General features: G+C 41.5%; 22 protein-coding genes, 1 tRNA gene and 1 pseudogene. 4 read left to right on the top strand and 20 right to left on the bottom strand.

Annotated elements, in window-relative coordinates; translation table 11 throughout:
- Positions 1-13: 13 nt before the first annotated feature.
- The 5 genes from aspS to DWY37_RS11035 all read right to left on the bottom strand — a co-directional run bounded on the left by aspS (position 14) and on the right by DWY37_RS11035 (position 7793).
- Complete coding sequence (aspS, locus tag DWY37_RS11055; RefSeq protein ID WP_117699154.1) at positions 14-1837, bottom strand: aspartate--tRNA ligase; 1824 nt, start codon at positions 1835-1837, stop codon at positions 14-16.
- 64 nt (positions 1838-1901) lie between these two features.
- Positions 1902-3158: a histidine--tRNA ligase gene (gene hisS / locus DWY37_RS11050; RefSeq protein WP_117699155.1), complete on the bottom strand. Its 1257-nt coding sequence runs from the start codon at positions 3156-3158 to the stop codon at positions 1902-1904.
- Between the two features lie 108 nt (positions 3159-3266).
- Positions 3267-4760 (bottom strand): coproporphyrinogen dehydrogenase HemZ, encoded by a 1494-nt coding sequence (gene hemZ / locus DWY37_RS11045; protein WP_117699156.1) that lies wholly within the window; start codon positions 4758-4760, stop codon positions 3267-3269.
- Positions 4761-4769: 9 nt separating this feature from the next.
- Positions 4770-5402, bottom strand: coding sequence for an MBL fold metallo-hydrolase (locus DWY37_RS11040; RefSeq protein ID WP_117699157.1), 633 nt, complete (start codon positions 5400-5402; stop codon positions 4770-4772).
- 75 nt (positions 5403-5477) lie between these two features.
- The gene (locus DWY37_RS11035) at positions 5478-7793 is read right to left on the bottom strand and encodes a RelA/SpoT family protein (RefSeq protein ID WP_117699158.1); all 2316 of its coding nucleotides are present in this window, start codon (positions 7791-7793) and stop codon (positions 5478-5480) included.
- 172 nt (positions 7794-7965) lie between these two features.
- On the opposite strand from DWY37_RS11035, the gene DWY37_RS11030 reads away from it, so the two are divergent.
- A complete protein-coding gene (locus tag DWY37_RS11030) occupies positions 7966-8340 on the top strand; it encodes a DUF3783 domain-containing protein (protein WP_158552127.1) in 375 nt (124 codons plus the stop codon).
- A 126-nt stretch (positions 8341-8466) separates the two neighbouring features.
- Here the strand turns inward: DWY37_RS11030 and DWY37_RS11025 are convergent, their stop codons facing one another.
- Genes DWY37_RS11025 through DWY37_RS11015 form a run of 3 tightly spaced genes read right to left on the bottom strand, consistent with a single transcriptional unit; the run spans position 8467 to position 9879 of the window.
- Positions 8467-8796 (bottom strand): hypothetical protein, encoded by a 330-nt coding sequence (locus tag DWY37_RS11025; RefSeq protein WP_158552128.1) that lies wholly within the window; start codon positions 8794-8796, stop codon positions 8467-8469.
- A complete protein-coding gene (locus DWY37_RS11020; RefSeq protein WP_117699161.1) occupies positions 8780-9373 on the bottom strand; it encodes a M48 family metallopeptidase in 594 nt (197 codons plus the stop codon). Before DWY37_RS11020 ends, DWY37_RS11025 begins: the two co-directional genes overlap by 17 nt.
- Before the next feature lie 56 nt (positions 9374-9429).
- Positions 9430-9879 (bottom strand): hypothetical protein, encoded by a 450-nt coding sequence (locus tag DWY37_RS11015; protein ID WP_117947679.1) that lies wholly within the window; start codon positions 9877-9879, stop codon positions 9430-9432.
- Positions 9880-9990: 111 nt separating this feature from the next.
- Here DWY37_RS11015 and DWY37_RS11010 point away from each other — a divergent pair.
- Positions 9991-10063: transfer RNA gene (locus tag DWY37_RS11010), tRNA-Gly, on the top strand.
- A gap of 313 nt (positions 10064-10376) precedes the next feature.
- On the opposite strand, the pseudogene DWY37_RS11005 reads toward DWY37_RS11010, so the two are convergent.
- The 5 genes and pseudogenes from DWY37_RS11005 to hisA form a co-directional block, all read right to left on the bottom strand.
- Positions 10377-10783: pseudogene (locus DWY37_RS11005) on the bottom strand (GH36-type glycosyl hydrolase domain-containing protein); the annotation flags it as partial.
- A gap of 475 nt (positions 10784-11258) precedes the next feature.
- A complete protein-coding gene (locus tag DWY37_RS11000) occupies positions 11259-12473 on the bottom strand; it encodes an LL-diaminopimelate aminotransferase (RefSeq protein ID WP_118541625.1) in 1215 nt (404 codons plus the stop codon).
- Between the two features lie 56 nt (positions 12474-12529).
- Positions 12530-13078: an ANTAR domain-containing response regulator gene (locus DWY37_RS10995; RefSeq protein ID WP_117698948.1), complete on the bottom strand. Its 549-nt coding sequence runs from the start codon at positions 13076-13078 to the stop codon at positions 12530-12532.
- Between the two features lie 33 nt (positions 13079-13111).
- On the bottom strand, positions 13112-14440 hold the full coding sequence (gene glnA, locus DWY37_RS10990) for a type I glutamate--ammonia ligase (protein WP_118541623.1): 1329 nt from the start codon (positions 14438-14440) through the stop codon (positions 13112-13114).
- Positions 14441-14459: 19 nt separating this feature from the next.
- Complete coding sequence (gene hisA, locus DWY37_RS10985) at positions 14460-15239, bottom strand: phosphoribosylformimino-5-aminoimidazole carboxamide ribotide isomerase (protein ID WP_022244358.1); 780 nt, start codon at positions 15237-15239, stop codon at positions 14460-14462.
- A 202-nt stretch (positions 15240-15441) separates the two neighbouring features.
- On the opposite strand from hisA, the gene guaB reads away from it, so the two are divergent.
- On the top strand, positions 15442-16899 hold the full coding sequence (guaB, locus tag DWY37_RS10980; protein ID WP_117947682.1) for an IMP dehydrogenase: 1458 nt from the start codon (positions 15442-15444) through the stop codon (positions 16897-16899).
- Between the two features lie 125 nt (positions 16900-17024).
- Here the strand turns inward: guaB and DWY37_RS10975 are convergent, their stop codons facing one another.
- The 3 genes from DWY37_RS10975 to spoVAD form a co-directional block, all read right to left on the bottom strand.
- Positions 17025-17405, bottom strand: coding sequence for a hypothetical protein (locus DWY37_RS10975; RefSeq protein ID WP_197420834.1), 381 nt, complete (start codon positions 17403-17405; stop codon positions 17025-17027).
- 79 nt (positions 17406-17484) lie between these two features.
- Positions 17485-17841: a stage V sporulation protein AE gene (gene spoVAE, locus DWY37_RS10970; RefSeq protein ID WP_117698951.1), complete on the bottom strand. Its 357-nt coding sequence runs from the start codon at positions 17839-17841 to the stop codon at positions 17485-17487.
- A 70-nt stretch (positions 17842-17911) separates the two neighbouring features.
- A complete protein-coding gene (spoVAD, locus tag DWY37_RS10965) occupies positions 17912-18925 on the bottom strand; it encodes a stage V sporulation protein AD (protein WP_118541621.1) in 1014 nt (337 codons plus the stop codon).
- A 68-nt stretch (positions 18926-18993) separates the two neighbouring features.
- On the opposite strand from spoVAD, the gene DWY37_RS10960 reads away from it, so the two are divergent.
- Positions 18994-19887, top strand: a complete 894-nt coding sequence (locus DWY37_RS10960) for a hypothetical protein (RefSeq protein ID WP_022244353.1) — start codon at positions 18994-18996, stop codon at positions 19885-19887.
- A gap of 352 nt (positions 19888-20239) precedes the next feature.
- Here the strand turns inward: DWY37_RS10960 and DWY37_RS10955 are convergent, their stop codons facing one another.
- From DWY37_RS10955 to DWY37_RS10940, 4 genes are all read right to left on the bottom strand, one after another.
- Positions 20240-20764, bottom strand: a complete 525-nt coding sequence (locus tag DWY37_RS10955; RefSeq protein ID WP_117841809.1) for a SpoVA/SpoVAEb family sporulation membrane protein — start codon at positions 20762-20764, stop codon at positions 20240-20242.
- Positions 20765-20875: 111 nt separating this feature from the next.
- Positions 20876-21937: an iron-containing alcohol dehydrogenase family protein gene (locus DWY37_RS10950; protein ID WP_117841808.1), complete on the bottom strand. Its 1062-nt coding sequence runs from the start codon at positions 21935-21937 to the stop codon at positions 20876-20878.
- 315 nt (positions 21938-22252) lie between these two features.
- Positions 22253-24472, bottom strand: coding sequence for a methyl-accepting chemotaxis protein (locus DWY37_RS10945; protein ID WP_118541619.1), 2220 nt, complete (start codon positions 24470-24472; stop codon positions 22253-22255).
- A gap of 132 nt (positions 24473-24604) precedes the next feature.
- The gene (locus DWY37_RS10940; RefSeq protein WP_117698955.1) at positions 24605-26563 is read right to left on the bottom strand and encodes a GGDEF domain-containing protein; all 1959 of its coding nucleotides are present in this window, start codon (positions 26561-26563) and stop codon (positions 24605-24607) included.
- Positions 26564-26568 lie beyond the last annotated feature (5 nt).

Here is a 26568-nt window from a genome sequence, read left to right as displayed (position 1 = left end):
TTTATCTGTTTCTTTATTTTTCTGCAGCTTCTTCTGCTTCTTTTTCTTCTACTTCTTTCTCATCCACTTTGATGCACAGTTCCTCTAACTGCTTCTCATCTACGATATCCGGGGCATTGGACATAAGGTCGGATGCATCCTTTACTTTCGGGAATGCGATGACATCACGGATGGAATCTGCATGTACCATATGCATAACCAGACGGTCAAGACCATAAGCCAGTCCTGCGTGTGGTGGTACACCATAGGAGAATGCATCCAGAAGGAATCCAAACTGCTCATGTGCTCTCTCTTTTGTAAAGCCAAGAACCTCAAACATTTTCTCCTGAATATCACTCTGGTGGATACGGACAGAACCACCGCCTAACTCGGTACCATTTAATACGATGTCATATGCTTTGGCACGTACTGCACCTGGATCTGTATCAATCTTATCCCAGTCCTCTTCCATTGGCATGGTAAACGGATGATGCATTGCCATATAACGATTCTCTTCATCTGACCACTCCAACAATGGGAACTCTGTAATCCAGAGGAAATTATACTGGTTCGGGTCTAAGAGGTCTAATTCTTTGGCAATTTCAAGACGAAGTGCACCTAATACATTCCATACAATTTTATTCTTGTCTGCTGCAAATAAAAGCAGGTCTCCCGGCTTTCCGTCCATTGCTGCTACCAGATTCTTCAATTCCTCTTCTGTCATGAATTTTGCAAAGGATGATTTATAGCTGCCATCTTCCTGTACAGAAAGATAAGCAAGTCCTTTTGCTCCATAGCCTTTTGCAAACTCTACCAGCTTGTCAATCTTCTTTCTTGGCATTGCGCCCTGTCCTTCTGCATTGATACCACGGACAGAACCGCCCTGCTCTAACGCACTGGTAAATACACCAAAACCGCAATCTTTTACAATATCAGATACATCCTTTAATTCCATTCCAAAACGGGTATCCGGCTTATCAGAACCAAAACGATCCATTGCTTCCTGCCAAGGCATTCTCTTAAGTGGAAGTTCTACATCTACACCGATGGCTTCTTTGAAAATGTATTTTAACAGACGCTCATTGACATCTAATACATCATCAATATCTACAAAAGAAAGCTCCATATCTGCCTGGGTAAATTCCGGCTGACGGTCTGCACGTAAATCCTCATCACGGAAACATTTTGCAATCTGGAAATAACGGTCATATCCGGATGCCATCAGAAGCTGTTTGAAAAGCTGTGGTGACTGCGGCAATGCATAAAAGCTACCCGGATGTATACGGCTTGGCACCAGATAATCTCTTGCACCTTCCGGTGTAGACTTACAAAGAACCGGTGTCTCAATCTCTAAGAAACCTTCTTTTGCCATAAAATCACGCATCAGATATGCTACTTTACTACGCAGCATCAGGTTACGCTGGATATCCGGTCTACGTAAATCAAGATAACGATATTTTAAACGAATCTCATCTTTCGTCTGGCTGTTCTCTTCAATCTGAAATGGCGGTGTCTGTGATTCTGAAAGAATACGGATACTCTCAGCAATTACCTCAATATCACCGGTCTTTAAATTCTCATTAACTGCTGCAGAACGCTTCTGCACGGTTCCTTCGACTGCAATAACAAACTCGCTACGCAGTGTTCCTGCTTTGGCAAAGCCTTCGCTTCCTACCTTTGGCTCGTCGAATACAAGCTGCAGAATTCCGGAACGGTCTCTTAAATCTATGAATATAAGACTTCCTAAATTTCTTCTTTTCTGTACCCAGCCCATGACGGTAACTTTTTCTCCAATATTGGCATTGGATACTTCTGTACATCTATGGGTTCTGTGTAATCCCTGCATGGATTCTGACATTTTTTTATCCTCCTAAAAATCTTATCAAAATCATTCCATTTTCTGCTTCTTGCAGAAAAACAGACTATCTGTTAAAAAACTCCACAAATTCTTCATAACCCTCTGCCGTAAGCTTCTCCTTCTGGAACTTCTTGTTCTTATTCATACGAACCACTAATACCTGGGTTCCTTCGGAACGTTCCTTCTGAGCCTGTGCAATTACCTTCTGCAGCTTATCAGCCGGATATCCCTTTTCGATGAGATATGCCTTCTTCGCTGCCTGTCCCGGAATCTTAAATCCGCTCTCTAAGAGCAGAAGAATGATTCTTTCAAAACCGATGGAAAATCCACATGCAGGTACATCGTTGCCGGTAAATCTTCCAACCATCTTATCATAACGTCCGCCACCACCGCAGCTTCCGCCGAACTCCGGCATAGCTATTTCAAAAATAGTTCCTGTATAATAACCCATGCCACGCACTAAAGTCGGATCAAATACCATTTTAAAATCTGCTGCCTTGGTAGCTTCTACACTGTCGATAATCTCTGTCAGGTTCTGCTTTACTTCTTCCTCTAAGAATCCTGCCTCAATTAAGGTATCACATAAGGTAACCAGTCCGTTTTCGGTACCTTCTGCTTTTTCAAATAAGGATAAGTACTTATCGACCGCTTCTTCTGCAAAGCCTTCCTTTTTCAGTTCTTCTGCGACTCCGTCCAACCCAATCTTGTCCATCTTGTCTAAGATGATAAATACAAGGTCGTAGCTTTCTTCCGGAAATCCGCTGTAAGCTGCCATTGCTTTTAAAATACGGCGTTCATTGATTCGGATTTCAAAATTCTTAAATCCAATCCTGCCGAGGGTTGTAGTTGTTGCAAGAATCAGCTCAATCTCTGCCAGATTGGACGGCTCTCCTAAAATGTCAATATCGCACTGCATGAACTGACGATAACGCCCTCTCTGAGGACGGTCAGCACGCCACACATTTCCCATCTGTAATGCCTTAAACGGGGATGGGAGCTGGTTACTGTTATTGGAATAGAATCTTACCAGTGGAACGGTAAGGTCGTAACGCATACCAAAGTCCACTACATCTTCTTCTTTTTCCGCTGTCTGTAAATTCAGCTTTTCACCACGTTTTAATACTTTGAAAATGAGTTTTTCATTTTCTCCACCCTGTTTGCTGGTGAGGTTTGCAATATTCTCCATACAAGGAGTTTCAATTGGTGTAAATCCAAAACTCCGGTAGGTCTCTTTAATTACATTCTGCACATAATCACGAATCTGCATCTCCTCCGGTAAAATATCCTTCATGCCTGTAACCGGCTTCTTACTCAATGCCATGAAATTTCCTCCATTTTCCGAGATAAGCATTTTATCTATTTTTCTTATTATATATTTGTATTCATACAGAACTATTATATTTTTCGTGTTCTGATATGTCAACCGCTTTTATTCCTTTGTAAAGAGCCGGCTCTTCCGTTCAATCATCTCATCAATCCTTGTGATATACTGTGCCACATCCTTGACATTCTCGGCACGTTCAATCCGGTGTGTGCCATCGGGATTTGGCTGTACCCAGACACGTTTCGTGGATGCACCAGCACCACAGGCTACAATACTCTGTTTCTCTTCCATAATAAGAACATTGTATACACCGGCTTTTCCCGGTGCTGCATAGCCTACGTTTTCAAAATTGCCTGCCATATTCTTCTGGCGGTATAAATAATATGGGAAAAGGCCCATTTCTTCTGCCACTTTCGAAGTCAGTGCGATATGGTCTGCGGTATTGACAATTTCAAAATCCTGATAACGCTCTCTTTGTATATTCAGCCTTGCTGCACGCTTGATGGCAAGTGAGTGAACCGTCAGATTATCCGGTGCTAACTTCCGGATTACTTCCATGGTATCTGCTACATCTGAAAGACTCTCTCCCGGAAGTCCTACGATTAAATCCATATTGATATTATCAAATCCAAGTTCTCTTGCCAGATTAAAGCTGTCTATTGTCTGCTGCACGGTATGATGCCGTCCAATCAGATCCAGTGTCTCCTGTTTCATGGTCTGTGGATTAATGGAAATTCTGCTGATATCATGATTGCGAAGCACCATAAGCTTCTCTTTTGTAATACTGTCCGGTCTTCCGGCTTCCACTGTAAATTCCACTAAATCAGATAAATCAAAACTACATTTAATTTTTCGAATCAATCTGTCTAACTGTTGTGGATTTAATGTGGTCGGTGTTCCACCACCGATATAAATGCTGTTTAATTTCTTATGTGCAAATTTGACCGCTGTATAATCCAGTTCCTTTTCCAGTGCACTTAAGTAGTCATCCATGCGGTTTTTCCAGGCTGACATGGAATAAGAAGTAAAGGAACAGTAAAGGCAGGTCGTCGGGCAGAATGGAATTCCAATATAAAGGCTGTAGCCTTCTTCGTAGTCTAATTTGTGTAAAAGTTCCAACTCCCGCTCTGCAATTTCAATACTGAGCTTTATCTTCTCATCGGAAGTAAAATACGTTTCCTTCATATAGCGGGCAATTTCTTCCTCGCTCTTACCCTCTTCTAAAAGTGCCATCGGAATCTTGGTCGGGCGGATACCGGTAAGATTTCCCCAAGGAAGCTCCACTCCGGTATATTCTGACAATAACCGATACAGTGTCCGCTTTAAACTGTTCTTGGTCTCCTTGCGGTTTGTATAATCTACTGCTACACATTTTGTAATTCCGGTCTGATTCGCATTGTCTTCCGAAGCCTCCACCCGTTTCCAGGAAAAAATGATTTCTTCCGGTGCAAACTGTACATCCATGTGATAATGTACCGGCTCTTCTTTTTTCTCCTTATCCTTCGTGGAAACATATACCTCTTCCTTTGGATAAAATGCCTTCACCAGCGAATGGATATCATATTCAAATTCTGCTTTATCTAATAATACTGTTATCATGGTTCGTCCTTATAAATACGGATTATGCATCCGCTCATAGCCTATTAAAGTGCTTTCGTCATGTCCGGTATACACGGTCACATCATCCGGCAGCGGCATCAGTTTTTCTCTGATTGCCCGGATTAAATCCGATGCACTTCCTCTTGGGAAATCAGTTCTTCCCACAGATTCCTGAAACAGCGTATCTCCGCTGAAAAGAATCTTCTCATCTGCAATATAATAGCAGCATCCGCCAATGGTATGCCCCGGTGTAAAAAATACACGGATGGAAAATCCTGCAAGATTTAATACTTCTTCGTCTTTTACGAAAATATCTGCATGATAGACCTTATGCTCTCCTATCATCCCGCAAAGGTTAAGTCCCGGGTCCTCCAAGGTCTCCCTCTCTGCCTCATGGGCATAAATGGAAATCTGGTATTTATCTGCAAGCGCTTCTGCTGCTCCTGCATGATCAAAATGTCCATGGGTCAGAAGGATTGCCACCGGTTTTGCTCCGGTTTTCTCAATCTGCTTTTCAATCAACTGTGCCTGGTCTCCCGGGTCTACCACAAGAAGTTCTCCTGTCTTATGATTTACCAGAAGATAGCAGTTGGTGCAGACTGGTCCCACAATATATCGTAATACTTCTGTCTGTTCTGTCATAATTTTCCTCTTCTATAATAATAACTGACTTTGACTTTTTTTCATAAATCAGCAATTTATTTTGCTAATGCTCTATCAGCCGGTAGTACGTTCAATATCAATCACGCTCTCTACCTGACGGATTTTTTCTATTAAGCTGCTCAATTCCTCTTTGCCTTTGGTATTAAAGGAAATAGAAATGGTCGCAACACCCTGTTTGCTGGTCTTGGAATTAATGGAACTGATATCAATTTCCCGTTCGGTGAAAATTCTGGTAATATCTACTAAAAGTCCGGTACGGTTATTACCAAATATTTTAATCTCAGCAAGATAAAGTCCATTGTCACCATGCTCTGCACCCTGCTGCCACTCTGCATCAATCAGACGCACTTTTTCCAGCTCGGAAAGGTTCATTATATTAATGCAATCGGTACGATGAATAGATACACCACGGCCTCTTGTGACAAATCCTACAATTTCATCTCCCGGCACCGGGCTGCAGCATTTGGAAAAATGCACTGCCACATCATAAAGTCCTTTTACAATGATACCACTCTTGGATTTCTGTGGAACTGCCTTATCCTTATTCTCGGAAGACACATTGTTCAATACATCCTCATCGGTAAGCTGGATTGGGTGGTCTTTCCGGTACTCCTCCAGCATCTTATTCACGACCTGGCCTTCTTTCAGTCCGCCGTGTCCTAAGGTTGCCAGTGCGGAATCCCAGTCATGGAATCCATATTTCCGCATAACCTTACTCTGATATTCCGGTTTGTTAATATCCGTAAGATTAATGGATTTTGCCTTACAATACTGGGCAATCAGTTCCTTGCCCTTCACGATATTTTCTTCTTTTAACTCACTCCGGAACCACTGGTTAATCTTATTTTTCGCCTGTGTACTCTTAACAATATTTAACCAGTCACGGCTCGGTCCCTTGGAATTCTGGGACGTGATAATCTCAATACGGTCACCGTTCTGAATCTCGTAATCAATTGGAACTAATTTACCATTTACCTTGGCTCCAATCATCTTATTTCCAACTGCCGAGTGGATACTGTACGCAAAGTCTACCGGTGTGGAACCCGTTGGCAGATTCTTGACATCTCCGGACGGAGTAAAGCAGAATACGGTATCGGAAAAGAGGTTCAAATCACTCTTTAACAGGCTCATGAACTCTTTATTATCTGACATGTCTTTCTGCCATTCCAAAATCTGGCGCAGCCAGCTTAACTTCTCTTCCTCTGATTTGGTGGTAGCCACTGTGCCGCCGTTATTGGCAGCTTCCTTATATTTCCAGTGGGCAGCGATACCATATTCTGCGGTACGATGCATCTCAAAGGTACGAATCTGAATCTCAAACGGCTGTCCGGTCGGTCCAATCAGTGTGGTGTGGAGGGACTGATACATATTCGGCTTTGGCATAGCGATATAATCTTTAAAACGTCCCGGGATTGGTTTATACATCTCATGGATGACACCCAGTGCTGCATAGCAGTCCTTGACATTATCCACGATAATTCTTATGGCAAATAAATCATAAATCTGGTCTAAGGTCTTATGCTGATTGACCATTTTCTTATAAATGGAAAAGAAATGCTTTGCTCTTCCGTCAATCTGTGCCTTGATTCCTGCATTTTCAATATGTTTACTCACTTCTTTTACAAGGCTCTGCACATAATCATCACGGACACTCTTACGAAGTGCAACCTTTTCTACCAGATCATAATATGCTTCCGGCTCCAGATACTTTAAGGAAAGGTCATCTAATTCGATTTTAATTTTAGAAATACCAAGACGCTGTGCAATCGGCGCATAGATGTCCATGGTCTCTCTTGCTTTTTCCTTCTGCTTCTCCGGCGTCATATATTTTAACGTACGCATATTGTGCAGCCGGTCTGCCAGCTTGATTAAGATAACACGGATATCCTTTGCCATGGCAAGGAACATTTTTCTTAAGTTCTCTGCCTGAACCTCGACTTTATCCGCATCATAAGATAACTGACCCAGCTTTGTAACGCCATCTACCAGAAGGGCAATCTCTTCTGAAAACTCCGAAGCAATTTCCTCTACTGTCATGACGGTATCCTCTACGACATCATGAAGCAGTCCGGCTACGATAGTCTCTTTATCCAGCTCCAGTTCCGCTAAAATAATTGCCACACACAACGGATGAATGATATATGCTTCACCGGATTTTCGTACCTGTCCCTTATGTGCCGTATCCGCTGTCTTATATGCCTTTTCAATCAAAGAAATATCCGTCGACGGGTGATATTTCTTCACGCTGGCAATCAGCTCCTGATACAAGCTCTCCGGACTGACGAATTCCTGCATAGTCTTTATGTTGTCATCCTTAGACACCACTTCATTTTCTAATTCTTCTAATTCTTCTGTTGTAATATCTGCCATAATTCACACCAACTTTTTTGCGTTTTATCCCACTTTTAACTATGATTTTTCATTATAATAAAAAATATATAAAAATGCAATCTTTTATACTTGCCATTTTCCCCCGGAAACCTTATACTTTATGGCTGAATGGCAGATTTTTTCTACCTCTTTAAGAAAGGAGTTTTCCCTTATGCATCCAGTTTTATTATTTTACAATTTAGAAAACAGCAAAGGCAGAACATTAAAAATGCTCTGCCTCCGGTTAAAAATAAAAATCCGTATTATCACCAAAGAACAATATAACCAGACTTTAGGTGCCCTCGCAGGGATTGATGGCTTCCCTTTGAAAGAAGAGGTCTATACCGGCGATGGTTTCACCGACGAAATGCTGGTATTCAAAGGCTTTGATAATGCTCTTTTAGACCGTTTCCTGGTGGAATTTAAAAAGCTTCATCTTACCAGAATCGGTCTGAAAGCCGTTCTCACGGAGCACAATATCAACTGGGATTCCATTGCACTTCATGAAGAACTCTTAGCGGAAGATAAGAAAATGCATGAAAATTAATCTTCTCCTGCAATTTCTATGGTGTATGCTGCCTGAAAGCATGCACCCTGCGCTAACGCATGTCCCCATTCCCTTTCTTCCAATCTTCCGTTAAAATGCTCTTTATCGCATCTTCCAAACCAAGGTTCAATGGCTGCATATGGTGCATTCTTCTTCTCTGCTGACCAGAGTCCAAATAACGGAGTTTCCGGGAAATACACATTTTTCCTTGCCGGTATTCTTAATGTTCCATGTGATTTCCAGTCTGTTGCCATTCATATGATAGATTAATTCCATCTCATAAGTCTTTCCCTGATAATGATAGACTCCGTCTTTTAAGCTTCCAACAATCGGAAACAGATTTGGTGCACTCCGTTTGTAATACTCCGGATTGCTGCACCACATGTACTCAATGTTACTTTTCTTTCCAAGCACAGATTTCAGTTCTGCCCCAAGGGACTCAACTTCCACCTTCATGCTCGCGTTTTCCATGGAATAACGCATATTCTCTCAACCTTTTTTCTCGTATTCTATGATCTGACATCACAGTATCCAGCACCTGATAAAATCGTCTGCTGTGATTTGCTTCTACCAGGTGTGCCAGTTCATGAGCAGCAACATATTCTGCGCATTCTAACGGAAGGTCTGCCAGTACTTTATTCAAAGTAATGGATGCCTTTGCCTTGCAGCAGCTCCCATAGCGGCTGGTCATGCTGCGGAATCTGACCGTTGGCATAGAAATATGATAAGCCTGAAACAATTCATACTCCCTCAGCAGTATATCTCTTAAATACTGCTCTTTCTGCCGGTTCCACTCCAGTGCATCCACATCTATCCTCTGCTGATTTGCAAGCTTCTTTTGCATCATGCGGATCCACTCCGCCTTGCTCTGCACAAATGCATCCACTTTCTTTTTGCTCATGCGATAGGGCATCGTTACTGTCACTACGCCATTGGCTTTTACCCGGATGATAATATTCTTTACTTTTTTTGGTGTCAGTTCATATTGTATTGTATTCTCCATTCCATTATTATAGCTTTCTGGTGCAGGCACTGACAAGCCTTTTTCTTGTTTTCCTTTTGCTATTTCTGTCGTATCATTTTATACTGTTACTCCGCCTCTGTCTCCGGGGCAGCCGCTGCTTTTCCCAGGGCATCATCAATGGCGTGAATCAGCACCATGGACGTATACTGGTTATCATCGGAATAGCTGAGATTATCCGTTGACTGATTTTCATATATCTGTTCTTTCAAATTATCCAGTGCCGGCTGCATCAACGGATACATTGCGGTTACAGTTTCATCGAGATTTACCAGCGAAATGGAATTGATTTTATTCTCATCCACCACAACCTCCACATCCACGGTTTTATCATTAAATATGATGGAAGACGTATATACCCCTGCCACATATTTCATGGTCTCCCGGCTCTCCTCATCTTTATCCGGAGAAAACATATAGACCAACAATAATACCAGTAATATTCCAAGTACCGCAAAAATTCCTGTGTAAATCAGTTCCTTCATATGAAGCACTACAATCTTTGTCTTTGCACTCAAGGGAGTCCTCCTGCTTTTCTGCTTATTGTATTTTATGTGAAAACTTTTCTAATATTACACTTGACAAACCCTTTTTCTTATAGTATAGTAAATTTCGTGCTCAGCACAAATGCGATAGTGGCGTAGTTGGTAACGCGCGACCTTGCCAAGGTCGAGACCGCGGGTTCGAGCCCCGTCTATCGCTCTATTTTTTATAGATGCTGTAAGCCTTGATTTATGCGGGTTTACAGCATTTTTCTAATTCTTAAATTCTTGCTTTCTTAACCAGATTTTCGCTATTTAGGGTTAAGAAAATGTCTTTCATTTAATGCCTATTTTGCAACCGCTAAATTTGTTCCTACATAATAATTCTTTTCTGCAACCTTTTGTGTGTTTCCAAATATGCTTGATGCTAAAATAATATTTCCATTTGTCGCATTTATTACTTCCGTAAGAAGGTTTTTTAGGAAAAGAATACTTTGATAAAATTTTTAACCTTTCTGTCATTTCATGTGCCAATCGTACATCTTCGGATAAAATTTTATCTTAACAACTAAGGTCTGCTCTGCTGCAATTCCTTTGTAATCACAGCTGTATTTGGAATAACTCATTCCATGACGGCAGGTATATTTTGCTTCATCCAGTGATTTGCCAACCGGCTGCCAGGAAACACTCCAGTAATCTCCGTCTTCTTCATCGCGGATATATACATAATGTCCCGGACGATCCATTGGAACTCCATTCGCCCGGAATCTTGTTACACGATGATACTCCGGTGTCTTGTAAAACATATAGCCCCCGCTGTATGATTTACGACCACACAGGTATCTTTTACGCCAAGGTAGTTTGTCCAGGATGCCAGCAAATCCACCCGGTCAATTACATATTCTCTTTTCTCATTGTCAAAATGTCCGTATTGCTTGATGGTAAACTGTCTTTCCAATGTTTGACAAAGGCACTGTATTGTTCGTCAACTATGGATGCATGATAAGGTCTGTTAGGGGCACTTAGAATTTCGTCTGTTATCCGGCAACGCTGGCACAGGGAAGTGCCAGCGAGGCGCATTTGAACATGGATGTGAATTTGCGCCGGTTGCCGGAATGGATACTATTTATAACGAAATTCTTAGTGCCCCTTGCAGATTTTATGTTGCATCCGTAGTTGACGGACAGTGCAGTGCCCCCGTCAAAGCAACGGAAAGACAGTTTACCATCAGGCAAAACCGATATTTAAGAACTGCTGGCATTCCAGTGCATATCATCCAGATGCCCTTCGATATCCAAACTTTTTTAAATAAATATATTTTTCTTCCCAATTGCCTGTTATATCGGATATCAAAAAGGGACAGCAATTAAAATCGCTGTCCCTTCTATATTTTCGTATATCCTTATGATACTGACTTATAATGCCTTAATTCTCTCTAATGCTGCAACTGAATTCTCATATGTTCCAAATGCTGTCAGTCTGAAGTATCCTTCTCCGCTTGGTCCGAATCCGGATCCCGGTGTTCCTACTACATTGGCATTTTCTAAGAGGTAATCAAAGAAATCCCAGGATGTCATCTGCTCCGGTGTCTTTAACCAGATATATGGTGCATTTACACCACCGAATACTTCGAAGCCTGCTTCTTTCAGACCGCTCTTAATTACGCTTGCATTTTTCATGTAATATGCAACCTGTTCTTTTAACTGTGCTTTTCCAGCTTCGGAATATACTGCTTCACCGGCACGCTGTACGATATAAGGTGCGCCGTTGAATTTGGTGCCGTGACGTCTTGCCCACATATCATGTAAAGATACGCCATTGCATTTCAAATCCTTTGGTACTACAGTATATCCAAGACGTACTCCGGTAAATCCTGCATTCTTTGAAAAGCTCTTAATCTCGATGGCACAGGTCTGTGCTCCTTCACATTCGTAAATGGTATGAGCCACATCTGCTTCTGAAATGTATGCTTCATAAGCACCATCATAGATAATCAGTGCGCCTTCTTTATTGGCATAATCAACCCATTCCTGTAACTGTGCTTTGGTGATGGTTGTTCCTGTCGGGTTATTTGGCAGGCACAGATAAATTACATCTGGTGTCTCCTTCGGGAATTCCGGCACGAAATTATTTTCTCTGGTACATGGCATATAAATTACATTGCTCCACATCTGGGTATCCGGGTTATATGTACCGGTTCTTCCAGCCATAACATTGGAATCCACATATACCGGGTATACCGGGTCACATACAGCAATTCTTACATCCGGTCCGAATAATTCCTGAATATTTCCAGAATCACTCTTTGCTCCATCGGATACGAAAATTTCATCTGCTTCGATTGCACATCCTCTTGCCTGATAATCATTTTTTACAATAGCATTACGCAGGAAATCATATCCCAAATCCGGTGCATATCCATGGAAGGTTGCAGAATCTGCCATCTCATCAACTGCCTTATGTAAAGCCTCAATAATTGCCGGAGCGATTGGCTGGGTAACATCCCCGATTCCAAGACGAATGATGTTCTTATCCGGATTTGCCTGGGTAAATGCATTTACCTTTTTGGCAATGGTACTGAATAAATAGCTTCCTGGTAATTTCTGGTAGTTTTCATTAATCTGATACATAATATCTCCTTTTCTTCTCTCTAAATAATCTACTATATTTAACCTATTTTTCATACTTATGCATGCATAAGGCTCAAAATCATCTGTGCCGTCTCGATGAGTCCGGTTCCATTATCCATACTCCGTTTCTGGATATACCGGTGTGCTTCTTCTTCACTCATGTTATTCCGTACCATCAGAAGTTCTTTGGCATCCTGTAACATGCGTTTTTCCTCCTCGCTCCGTACCTTCGGTTCCATACGCCGTTTCTTACGCATTCTGGTAATAGTATAAGACATGGTCTCTACCGTCTGTATCAGTTCGTGCACCTTAAGCGGCATGGAAAGGCACATAATATCAGCAACTTCGTGCTCATTGCAGATATCCGGCGAAGCAACGAGAAGCATCTGAAATGTAGCAGGAATATATTCATGCAGTTCAGTATACATCATGTCCACAAATCTTGGACTGCAGACCAATATACCTCCATCTAACGAATTCGCATACTGCAATGCCTGAGCCCCTGTTGTGACTGCTGCATCTACATGAAATCCACTGCGCACAAGTATATTTTTTATACTTTTGGCGTTTTCTATCTTAGGGAATGCAACAATAACATTAATCAAGTTCTTATCTCCTGTAGCATTTTCTTACATCAACTAAATCTTATACAGATACTCATCAATCTCCCACTGTGTCACCTGGGCTCTGTAGTCCGCCCACTCAGCCTTCTTGGCTTCTGCATATTTCTCTGTAATATGTGGTCCTAAAACCCCTTTGATATAATCATCGTGTTCGAACTCTTCGATTGCTTCCATTAAATCTCCCGGAAGTGATTCAATACCCTTTTCCACTTTCCTGGAAAGTCTCATTTCAAATACATTTTCTCTTACCTCTTCCGGCGGCATAATCTTATTTTCAATTCCATCTAAGCCTGCTGCAAGGCATACTGCCAATGCCAGATATGGATTGGCTGCCGGATCCGGACATCTTAATTCCACCCTGGTTCCTGCTCCTCTGGATGCCGGAATACGAATCAGCGGACTGCGGTTCGTTGCAGACCATGCAATGTAAATCGGTGCTTCATAGCCCGGAACCAGTCTCTTATAAGAATTTATCAGTGGGTTGGTGATAGCGGACATACCTTTCATATGTTTCATTATTCCGCCAATGAAATAATATGCTTCTTTGCTCAAACCAAGTTCACCGGATGGGTCATCAAATATATTTTTTCCATTCCGGGAAAGTGACATATTAATATGCATGCCGGAACCGTTGATTCCATATTTTGGCTTTGGCATAAAGCTTGCAAATAAGCCATGACGCTTTGCAATGGTCTTAACTGCCAGTTTAAAAGTCATAATCTTATCGGCTGTTGCCAATGCTTCATCATAACGGAAATCAATTTCATGCTGTGCCGGTGCTACTTCATGATGGGATGCCTCGATTTCAAATCCCATATCCTCTAAGGTCAGCACCATATCACGTCTTGCATTTTCACCTAAGTCTACCGGTCCTAAGTCAAAGTATCCTGCTTTCTCATGGGAAATGGTTGTAGGCTGGCCATTGTCATCGGTATGGAATAAGAAGAATTCGCACTCCGGTCCTACATCAAAGGTATAGCCCATCTTTGCTGCATGTGCAATCTCTTTCCGCAATACATATCTTGGGTCTCCTTCGAAAGGTGTTCCGTCTGCACAATAAACATCACAGATAATTCTTGCAACTTTTCCCTGCTGTGGTCTCCATGGGAAAATAGTAAACGTATCTAAATCCGGGTAAAGATACATATCGGACTCCTCAATCCGGACAAAGCCTTCTATGGATGAGCCGTCAAACATACACTGATTATTCAATGCCTTCTCTAACTGACTTCGTGTGATTGCCACATTTTTTAAGGTTCCAAACATATCCGTAAACTGAAGCCGGATAAATTCCACATCTTCTTCATCTGCCATACGGATAATATCCTGTTTTGTATACTTCATACTGCCGCTCTCCTTTTCCTTATACTTGATTTATATACTGCAGAACCTCTTTATATGCCATTCTGCCGCCAAACAGGTCTAATGCACTGCCTATCGTCACATTAAGCCTGCCTTTTCCATGTTCTTTTAACTGCTTTAAATCTTCAAAACTGCCGACTCCTCCGGCATATGTAATTGGAATTCTGCCCCAGTCTCCTAACATTTCTGCCAGTGGGACTTCAATGCCGGATGCTTTTCCCTCTACATCTACTGCATGTACTAAAAATTCATCCGCATATTCCTTTAATTTATCTAATAACTCCGGCGTGATTTTCTCTTCGGTAAATTTCTGCCAGCGGTCTGTCACTATATAGTAGTCACCATCTTTTTTCCGGCAGCTCAAATCCAGAACCAGATGCTCCTTTCCTACTGCTGCAAGAATTTTCTCCAGATTATTATAATTTACTTTTCCATCCTTAAATACATAGGATGTTACAATTACATGACTGGCTCCTGCCTCAATAAATTCTTTGGCATTCTCTGCATGAATGCCGCCGCCAACCTGCATACCGCCCGGATAGGTGTGAAGTGCAAGCAGTGCCTGACGTTTCGTTTCTTTATAATAGGAACTGTCTGACGGATTCAGCAGAATGATATGTCCGCCACGAATCTTATCTTTTTTATAAAATTCTGCAAAATAAGCGGCATCCTGTTCCGCCACAAAATTCTCTTTTGCCTGATTTCCTTCATCTTTAAGGCTTCCGCCCACAATCTGCTTGACCTTGCCATTATGGATGTCTATGCACGGTCGAAATTCCATCCTTTTTCCCCCTCTGTTTGAAAAAAGGACAACGTTCACCCTTGGTTGACCCCGTTGTCCGTCTAAAAGAATAACATATTTTTGTATAAAATGGAATAGTTGTTTTAACAATTGACAGTATATTATTTTTTTGCTAGAATTGAGAAATTAAAGGCTTTATTATATTACACACTTTTTAATAAGAAAGAGAGGAAACGAGAAAATGGGTAAAATTATCGGTGAAGGAATTACATTTGATGATGTTTTGCTGGTTCCTGCATATTCGGAAGTTACTCCTAATATGATTGATCTTACCACTTACCTGACTAAGAAAATCAAATTGAACATTCCAATGATGAGTGCTGGAATGGACACAGTAACTGAACATCGCATGGCAATAGCTATGGCAAGACAGGGTGGTATCGGAATCATCCACAAAAATATGTCTATCGAGGCTCAGGCGGAGGAAGTGGACAAGGTAAAACGTTCCGAAAATGGAGTTATCACAGACCCATTTTTCTTATCCCCAGATCATACATTAGCTGACGCAGAAGATTTAATGCACAACTTCCGCATTTCCGGAGTTCCTATTACAGAAAACGGAAAATTAGTCGGCATCATCACCAATCGTGATTTGAAATTCGAAACAGATTATACAAAGAAAATTAAAGAAAGCATGACTTCCGAAGGTCTTATTACTGCTCCGGAAGGAATCACATTAGACGAAGCGAAAAAAATTCTCGCTAAGGCAAGAAAAGAAAAGCTTCCAATTGTAGATAAAGATTTTCACTTAAAAGGCCTTATCACAATCAAAGATATTGAAAAACAGATTAAATATCCATTATCCGCAAAGGATGACCAGGGCAGACTGCTTTGTGGTGCTGCTGTTGGTATTACTGCTAACATGATGGACCGTATCGATGCACTGGTAAAATCCCATGTCGATGTAATCGTTGTAGATTCCGCACATGGACATTCCTTAAATATCTTAAATGCAGTTAAGAAAATCAAAGCTGCTTATCCTGATCTTCAGGTTATCGCTGGTAATGTAGCAACCGGCGAAGCAACCAAAGCCTTAATCGAAGCTGGTGCTGATGCTGTTAAGGTTGGTATCGGACCTGGTTCTATCTGTACTACCCGTGTGGTTGCAGGTATTGGTGTTCCTCAGATTACTGCTGTCATGGATGCCTTTGCAGTTGCAAAAGAATATGGTATTCCAATCATCGCCGATGGTGGTATCAAGTACTCCGGAGACATGACCAAGGCTTTAGCTGCCGGTGGTAATGTATGTATGATGGGAAGTATGTTCGCAGGATGTGACGAAGCTCCTGGAACTTTCGAATTATATCAGGGAAGAAAATACAAGGTTTACCGTGGTATGGGTTCTCTTGCAGCTATGGAAAACGGAAGCAAAGACCGTTACTTCCAGGAAGGTGCTAAGAAGCTTGTTCCAGAAGGTGTTGAAGGACGTGTAGCTTACAAGGGAAGCCTTGAGGATACCGTATTCCAGTTAATCGGTGGTATCCGTTCCGGTATGGGTTACTGCGGATGTCCTACGATTCCTGAATTACAGGAAAGAGGCCGTTTCGTTAAGATTACTGCAGCTTCCTTAAAAGAAAGTCATCCACATGACATCCACATTACAAAAGAAGCACCAAACTACAGTATTGATGACAAATAAGTTTTTCACCAAGAGAAACAATTTTATATGAGTCATCGTGGTACTCATATTATACAAAACAGGATTGAAAACTTTTCATTGAGTTTTCAATCCTGTTTTTTTCATTTAAAAATCTTTATTCAAAACTATCTTGCTGTTTTTGCATTATTACCATTTCCATTGGTTCCGGTTGTTGCATCATCCACAGCATCTTTAATTCCGGTTCCGGCATCATCTACTGCATCATCCACACCATCTACAATATCTTCTGCACCATCTACTACTCCGTCTGTCACATCATTTACCACACCGTCGCCATTATCTCCATTGTTTGTGGTATTGTCACGATTATTCTTGTCATTTGTGTTATTCTTATTGTCTGTGTCATTCTTATTGGTAGTATTGTTACTTCCTGCTCCGTTTTCCGTGGTATTTTCCTCATTTCCATTTCTATTACCACAGGCTGCCATACTGCCAAAGAGGCACACTACCATCATGGTCAACACCAGTTTTCTTAATTTCTTCATGTTCAATATCTCCTTTTTATTGATTTCAAGTTTATTGTTTCCAACCTATCCTTTTCTATGCATCTTCTGTGTGGATTTTCTACTTTCTCATCTTTGGTTCAAATATCAGGGATGCCAGATAGGCAAATACCAATGCAGCAGAGATTCCTACCGCCGTTGCCGTAAATCCACCCATGAAGATTCCGATAAATCCATTGGTATCAACTGCTTCCTTAATTCCCTTAAACAGCGTATTGCCAAAGCCTAACAATGGCACCGATGCTCCCGCCCCTGCAAATTCCACGAAAGGCGGATATACACCGATTGCTCCCAAAACAGCTCCGGAACATACCAATAGCACCATAATCCGTCCCGGCTGCATTTTCGTCTTTTCCATTAAAATCTGGCAGAGGGCACATATCAGGCCTCCTACCCAGAATGCATTCATATAATCCATGTGTTCTTTTCCTTTCTTCCATCATTCTTATCAAAACTATTATTACTTTTTATTATCTACCAGGCTTTTGTTACGGCACATACTCAAGCATTACTCCATGGGCAATTCCCGGTACATTTTTTCCTTCGTTATAACTTACTGTGGAAAGCAATGCTCCGGTTGGCACAAATAACACCTTTTTCCATTCCCCTGAAATAATCTTCGGAAGATAATAGGCAGATAAAACAGAAGCACTGCAGCCACAGCCACTTCCGCCAGCATCCGTATCCTGTTCTTTTGCATCAAAAATTTCGATTCCGCAATCTGAATGATTGTTCTCGATGTCATAGCCCTTTTTCTTTAGCAAATCAAATAGGATTTCCTGTCCGACAGTTCCTAAATCCCCTGTTATAATACGGTCATATTCTTCCGGCTTGCTTCCAAAATCCATAAAATGTGCTGCTATGGTATCTGCTGCTGCCGGAGCCATCGCTGCTCCCATATTTAAGGAATCATGAATTCCATAGTCCACAATTTTTCCGGTGGTGATTCCACTGATTTTTACATGAGTCCGTTGGGTGGACAATACATAGGCACCACTTCCGGTAACCGTCCAGGTAGCCGACATGGGACGCTGATTCCCATATTCCAGCGGAAATCGGAACTGTTTCTCCGCGCTGGCAAAATGACTGGATGTAATCGTCAGGACATTTTCTGCAAATCCTGCCGCCACACACATCGCTCCAAGTGACATGGATTCCCCTGCCGTAGAGCAGGCTCCATACACACCAAACAGCGGAATTTCAAAGCCGAGAAGTCCAAAGGATGTTGCTATAGTCTGACCCAACAGGTCTCCTGCAAAAATATAACGGATTTCTTCCGGCGTAAGCCCAGATTTTCCCAATGCCAGGGTTGCTGCTTCCTTCTGCAAGGTACTTTCTGCTTCCTCCCATGACTCACATCCAAATTTGTCATCATTTCCAATCACATCAAAATACTCTCCCAGCGGTCCTTCTCCTTCTTTCTTTCCGACCACTGATGCCGAATTTAAAATAAAAGGAGTCTTCGCAAAGCGAAGACTCTGTTTTCCCTTTACCTCAGACATGTCATCACTCCTTTTTGTGATTAGCATGTCCAGGTTCTGGCATTTTATGTATTTTTCAGAAATTTTTCATGTTTCTTTTCTTTACTTCTATCTACGGTTATGCTGTAATAAATCCATGGCAGCAATTAATTTCAACATTTTTCAATATTTCCATTGAACTTTTTGAGAAAGGAGAAACTGACATCTATAATAAACTATTATCTCATTATAAGAATCTTACGGAGCAAATCTCTGCCATTCAGGATGAACTTTCCACTCTGCCACCCGGCACTCTTTATTGTACCCACAATGGCAACTATACCAAGTGGTATCATCAACTTCTATCCCAACAGTTTTATATTCCCAAGAAAGAGAAAAATTTTGCTCAAGTCATGGCCCGGAAAAAATATTTAGAACTAAAACTGCAGTCCCTCTCTTTTGAGCGACAGACAATCCGCACCTGTATTGACACCCTTGCCTCACATCCTTCTAAAATTGAAACTCTTTTTCAAGAATCTTCTCCCTATTGTGAATTATTTCACACTGTCCTCCAACCCATTTCCACAGAATTAAATCAATGGATGAATGCTGATTTTGAATACAATATCAAATACCCGGAACAACGGATTCACAAATCTGCTTCCGGTCTGATGGTCCGTTCCAAATCAGAAGCACTGATTGCAACACTGCTCTCACATAACCGTATTCCTTTTCGTTATGAATGTGCACTGTGTTTAGGCGAAACTACCCTGCACCCTGATTTCACGCTTCGTCATCCTAAAACAGGAGCATTTTATTACTGGGAGCATTTTGGTCTGATGGATTTTCCTTCTTATCGAAAGAATGTCTTTTCCAAGCTTCAGCTTTACACCGCACATAACATTATCCCATCCATTCAATTAATTACTACTTATGAAACAAGTGAGCATCCCTTTGATTCTGCTTATGCCGAGCAATTAATTCATTACTATTTTGGGGATTAGCGGGAAGCTGACTTTGTGAATTTGTTTTTCTTCTCCTTTTGGGCAAAATTCTCTTGTTTCACAATGATTTTGTCCAATCTACCACCGAACACGGCTCCTCTTCCTTGATAAAGTCTTGCTTTTCTACTTCTTTTGGGCAAAACACTCTTATTTCACAATGATTTTGCCCAATCTACCACCGAACACGGCTCCTCTTCCTTGGTGAAGTCTCTCTTTTCTTCTCCTTTTGGGCAAAATTCTCTTGTTTCACAATGATTTTGCCCAATCTGCCTCCGGGCACGGCTGGGGTCGCTGCCACAACTTTGTTTCACTGCTGTATCTGATTTTCGACTGTGGCTCACACCCTTCCCATCTACCTCGCTATCAGCTGATATATCCAGTATATGACCCCAAGTAGCCAGCTTGTAAAGATTCCATAAAGGATTACCGGACCCGCAATGGTAAAAATTTTGCAGCCAATACCAAAGACCTGACCTTCCTTTTTGAATTCGATGGCAGGAGCCGCCACTGAATTGGCAAATCCGGTAATTGGAACGAGGGCTCCTGCCCCGCCAAATTTTGCAATTGATGGATAAATATTAAGACCGGTAAGAATTACGCTCATGAGGACAAGGATCATACTGCACCAGCCGCCGGAAGTATCTTTATCCAGTCCTGCGTTCTGTGCAATATTTAAAATCACCTGGCCAATACAACAAATAATTCCGCCGGTCACAAATGCTTTTAACATTTTCAGGGCAAGATTATGCGTTGGTGTTACCTGCTTTACATATTCGTTATATGCCTGGTTTCTTTCCGCAACATCCTGCTCCTGTACTGTTTTATTCAGATTTTCATTTTTTTGCCGCATATCTTTTTCTGATTCACTTTTTGCCATGCTAAAACCTTCCTAAATAATATAATATTTTTCTCTTAGTATGGCAAAACTTGTTTCTTTTATACATACACCGGCAGCTTCTTACGGATGCCCGGCAGTTCCTTATGAATGTCAGTCAACCAATATACGATTTAAGATTTCATCTTCTCTCACCAGACGCTTTGCTTCTTCCCGGTATTTTTCTTCGTGAAGGTAAGTGTGACGGAATGGCTTAATAGACGGTGCCAAATCAATTGCCGCAAGGAAATCGCTCTTTTTCATCTGAAGTGTTGCTGCAAAATCAAAAAATCCGGTCTCTTCCAATACGGTCTGTACCCGCACATATCTGTGATTGTGCACCTTGCTCATGATATAGGTTGCAATACCGACCTGAATACCGTGTAACTGTGGCACTTCCAATAATTTGTCCAGTGCATGCGAAATCAGGTGCTCGCTTCCACTGGTCGGTGCGCTGCTTCCGGCTATTTCATTGGCAATTCCGCTCATGGCTAGAGAATCCACCAGTTCTTTTAAAAACAATTCATCCTTGATGCTCTGATATGGAGTCCGGACAAAACTGTTCACCGCTTTCTTCGCTATCATAACCGCAAAATCATTTACCGTAGAGTAACCACATTTTTCCTCATAAATCCAGTCATATAATGCTGTGATTTTTGAAATCATATCTCCGATACCGGAATAAATAAATTTCTCTGGTGCCGTGCGGATAATCTGCGTATCCACCACAATGCCATAAGCCAGTTTTGCCGGAACCGAAGTTCTCTTACCATGCACCAAAAGGGATGCACTGGCACTGGAAAATCCATCACTGGAACTGGAGGTCGGTACGCTGATAAATGGAATATTTCTTAAAAATGCGGCATATTTTCCGGCATCGATTACTTTTCCGCCACCAATTGAAATAACTGCCTGCGTTTTATTCGGCATGGAAAATGCAAGCGTTATAATATCATCAATATCAACGGTATCCAGTTCGCTATACTCCAATACTGTAATTTCTTCTTTTTTCAGTGATTCCATTACAGTCTCACCAAACATATCAATCAAACCATTTCCAAGGAAAATAACTACCTGCTTTAGACCTTCTCCCTTTAAATAACTTCCCAGTTGATTTAACGTGCCATTTCCGACTTTCAGAATTGCCGGAACTGAAATTGCTTTTCCTGTCTGCATATTTATTTCTCCTCTTTTCTATCTCAACTTCTTAGATTTCTCAAACTTTTGAAATACTCTGACTCTTATTATATGTATTCTATGCCATAATATCAAGCTCGCCCTACAGAACCTGTCACTAACAGCTTCTTACGGATTCTTTACGAAACAAAGAATGTGCCTTGGCACATTCCCGCGCCTGCGGCGGTCGCTTGCGACATCTACCTTATACGCCGCAGTGCGCATCCTCGCGGAGCGTTTTTTTACTTTACAGGAAAGCAATTTCCTGTAAAGTAAAAAACGGCAGCCAGAAACCTGACTGCCGAATTATATTCCTTACTGTACCTTGAAGATACTTACTGATGTATCCAGATCCTCTGCATCCATCTGAAGCCGTTTTACCGCATCATTTAATACTTCTACTGCCTGTAACTGTTTCTCTGTACTACGGGCAAGTTCTTCAGATGCAGATTCTGTCTGGTTAGAGGTCGTTGAAATACTTTCGATGGCATTCATGGTATCTTCTTTTGCCTGTTCGATGCCACCCACACTCTGGGTAATCTTCTCAACATCCTCTGCCAGCTTGCTTACCTGCTGACTGATATTCTTAAATACATCAACGGTATTATTCAATGCTTCTGTCTGGAATGCAACGCTCTCGCCTGCAAGTCCAGCTGTCTCGATGGTAGCTGCCAGACGTTCCTGAATATGATTGATAATCTCACCAATCTGATTACCCGCATTTCCGGACTGTTCTGCCAGTTTACGGATTTCTTCAGAAACTACTGCAAATCCTCTTCCTGCTTCACCGGCTCTCGCCGCCTCAATTGATGCATTTAAAGACAAAAGATTAGTCTGTTCTGCAATCTCATTGATTGTTCCGATGATGCTGTTAATTGCAATAGATTCTTTGTTCAGTTCTCTGATTTCCCGGATGATGGTCTCTGTTACTTCCGTTGTACCCTGAACTTTTTCACCAAGGTTTGCTACGATAACCATACCATTTTCAATTGCTCCCTGGGCTTCCTGGGCAATTTCGCTGATTTCATCAGTATTCTCATGTACAACATTGATTCTTTCTGCCAGACCATTCATCTGCTCCAGACAGCTTTCCGTATCCTGTGCCTGCTGGGAAATACCACTGTTGATATAATCCACTGCTTCCGTGATATCCTTTGTTACTTCCAATAAAACTTCGGAGTTGGTTCCTACCTGGACTGCCGAATCAGAAACATGACCACTGACATTGGTCATCTTGAGAATCAGATCCTTCATACTGCCAATCATATTGGTAATGCTGGATGACAACACATTAAACTCATCCTTACGCTTCATGCTGATCTGTCCGGTCAAATCTCCATCGGAGGTCTTCTTTAAGACACGGTTAACCTTACGGATTGCTTTGGAAATTCCGCTTGCAAGAACGGAACCTACCACGATTGCAATAACTGCACATATTGCTACGGCAATTAACGTATATCTGAGAATCGCCTGTGCACCTGCCATAATCTCTTTCTGCGGAACCATGGCACATACCAGCATATTCGTACCTTCAATCCTGCTGTATGTAAACAGATAATCTGCGCCCTCATAAGACACTTCTTTAGAACCCTGCAGATTTTCTCCTGCTAATGCTTCCTGATAAAAGTCCGTATCTGTAAATTTTATATCACTATCTCCACTTAACACCTGGCTTCCATCCTCTAATACAAAGCCCTTGATGCTGTTATCACTAATCTGTGCATTGTCTAATATATCCTGGATAAAGCTTGTCTTAACATCAATGATGATATATCCAACAGATTTATTGCTATTATTCTTAAGAACGGTAACAAGAGATAATGCATACTCATCACTGTCATATCCGGTGACTTCATCAATGGCTGGGTGGCTGCTGATCCACATACTTCCCATGCCAATCTCAGACTCTACATTCTTTCCTTCTTCCGACTCAACAAACGCATTATATACATCTCCACGGATTGCACCCTTTTCACTGCATGCTGTTCCACTCTTCGCACAAACTATAATGTGATCGATGAATTTGTCTGCAGTAGATTCATTGCTCAATGCAACTTTTGCATCCATCAGCATAGACTCTGACTTTACCTCTGAACCTGTATAATAACTTGTAATTGTAGAATTAATAGAAAGACGTGTTGCCATCAGTTCAATATTCTCAAAACCAAGTCCGAGATACTCTTCCAATGTACCAACACTGGTATTTGCAGAAGCCTCGTATGTACTATTCAAGGTAGTACTGCACTTTGAATAAATCATAAAACCAATGATAACAAACAGGATAACCGGAATCATAAATGCCCCGATTAATTTCACCTGAATGCCACGAAGCCCCATTCCCTTATCCTTCGCAGCCTTTCTACTGTTGCCTGTTTTCTTCGGCTGTGGCTTTCTTTCCATCTGTTTTGCCGGTCTTTCCTTCTTAATCCGTTCTTTCTTCGGTTTTCTTACCTTTTCTTTCTTTAACTTTTCCTTTTTTGGCTTTACTTTCTTAAGCTTCTCTTTCTTTACTTCCAACTGCTTTCTTGTCTTCATCCGTATTACCCCGTTTTTCCAATTGTAAGCATATCTTTCTCCCCGCTCTTTACGTCTTCATTTGCATGGAAACGTTACCATATGATTTGCTTTATTCTAGCATATTTTCGTTTGTTTTTCAACACCGGCTTATTACGAATTCTCGAAATTTACATTACGGCAGACTGTCTTGCGCCGTTTCCTTTTTTCCTCATACAGATATTCATCAGCATGCTTAAACATCTCAATAAAATCAATCTTCTTTTCACAGACAAATTCTACTACTCCAACTGAAATTCCAACATAATACGGTTTCATGGAATGTTCATTGTACTGTTCACATTTCTGGTGAATATTGTAAATGAGCTGTTCCTTCTCTTCCATCTCGCTATATCTTACAATGCCTGCAAATTCGTCCCCTCCGAATCTTCCCACATCTCCATACTGTCCAAAGACTTCTTTTACAATTCCTGCTGCTGTCCGAATTGCGCAGTCTCCTTCTGCATGGCCAAAATTATCATTGATTTCCTTTAAATGGTCAAGGTCAGCTATCATAAGACAGGCTTTTTTCCCTAAATTGTCCTGATTAAACCGGACCAGACTCTCCATCAGTCCCCTGCGGTTATAGATTCCTGTCAGTTCATCATAAATTGCAATAAAATTTAATACTTCATTCTTTTCCCGCAGCCGGTCACGATATTTTTTCTGTTTAATATTTGCTTCCAGAAAACGGAGAGATGTTCCAAGCTGCAATGCCAGTATATAATAAAAAGAAATCTCTTCCGGTTCAATCTCAAGCATCAATAGTCCGTACTGCCGCTTTCCATCAATTAATAGAAAGCTGATATAAGAAAAATAATCTTCACCGGAGCTGCAACAATCCGGTACACCAAAGCTTCCATCTATATATGGACGTTCCTTTTTCTCAAATACCTGAATATTTTCCCTGTATTGGTGCATAGTTAAATACATCCTTTGGGGCATCTTCCATTTCTGTCCCTTTTCGTAGGTAACCGGCTGCTCCAACAGATAAAGCAGGGAACTGCGTATACCCAGATGATAAAATACTTCTCCACTTTTCCGGTAGAAAGATTTCTCATTCTCTGCTTCCTGCATCAGGTCCCGGATCAGAAATGGGCCAAGCCACGATTTATGCTGAAAAAGCCTTAATTCATCAATAATATGAAGCAGCTCTGTTTTCTCATCTGCCTTTTCTTTCGCTCTTCGTGTTACTTTGCAGCCACAGGATTCCCGGATTATAAGTTCTGCATCCAACCGGACAGATTCCACCGGTCTGCCTGCACAGATATCTACTGCCTTTTCTACCGCTATCTGCCCCATTTTATAAGCATCCTGGGAGACAGTCGTCAATGGTGGATTACTATAACGCGCCCTCTCCACATCATCAAAACCGGTAATCAAAATGTCTTTTCCTATCCGGAGTCCATGGGCTTTGCATACACGATAACACGCCACTGTCATTTCATCATTAGCTGATATAATTGCTTCGGCATCCGGATTGTCCCTTAGCAGCTGTTCTACAAGATTATCCACGAATTCCGAATAATCTCCCACCGCCATCATTTCCGGCGTCACTGGCAGATGATGTTCTGCCATAACATTTAAAAATGCTGCTTTCCGCTCTATGGCATCCTGATTGTCTTCCGGTCCCCCAAGATAAACCAGATGCTTTAAATGATGTTCTATAATAAGATGCTCCACACATTTTTGCATACCACCATAGTTATCCACCATGACATAGATACCCCGTGGATCATCCGTCGCATCTTCTAACAGTACATATGGTATTCCCGCAAATTTATCCAAAAATGCCTGTTTATCTTCATTTTCCTGAAAAATGCAAAGAGAGCCATATGCAATAATCAATACATCTACTTTCGCTAATTTTGCATAATCGTAGACTGTATTGTACTGATAGTCAAAATCCTCCAGTGCAAATTTCTGGTTGAAACGCACACTCTGCGTTCCCAGAAAATAAATCACATTAACATCCATCCCGCTTGCTGCTGCCCGAATCCCCCTCATCAGGTCCTTCGGATGTGCTGTATGCACATTTCCAATCAATACCCCAATTGTAAATTTCTTCCCCATAACAT

The organism is Roseburia sp. AF25-13LB (assembly GCF_003478915.1).
Lineage (GTDB): Bacteria > Bacillota > Clostridia > Lachnospirales > Lachnospiraceae > Roseburia_C > Roseburia_C amylophila.
The sequence above is the reverse complement of the archived record's forward strand: the minus strand, read 5'-3'. Positions and strand labels throughout refer to the sequence as shown.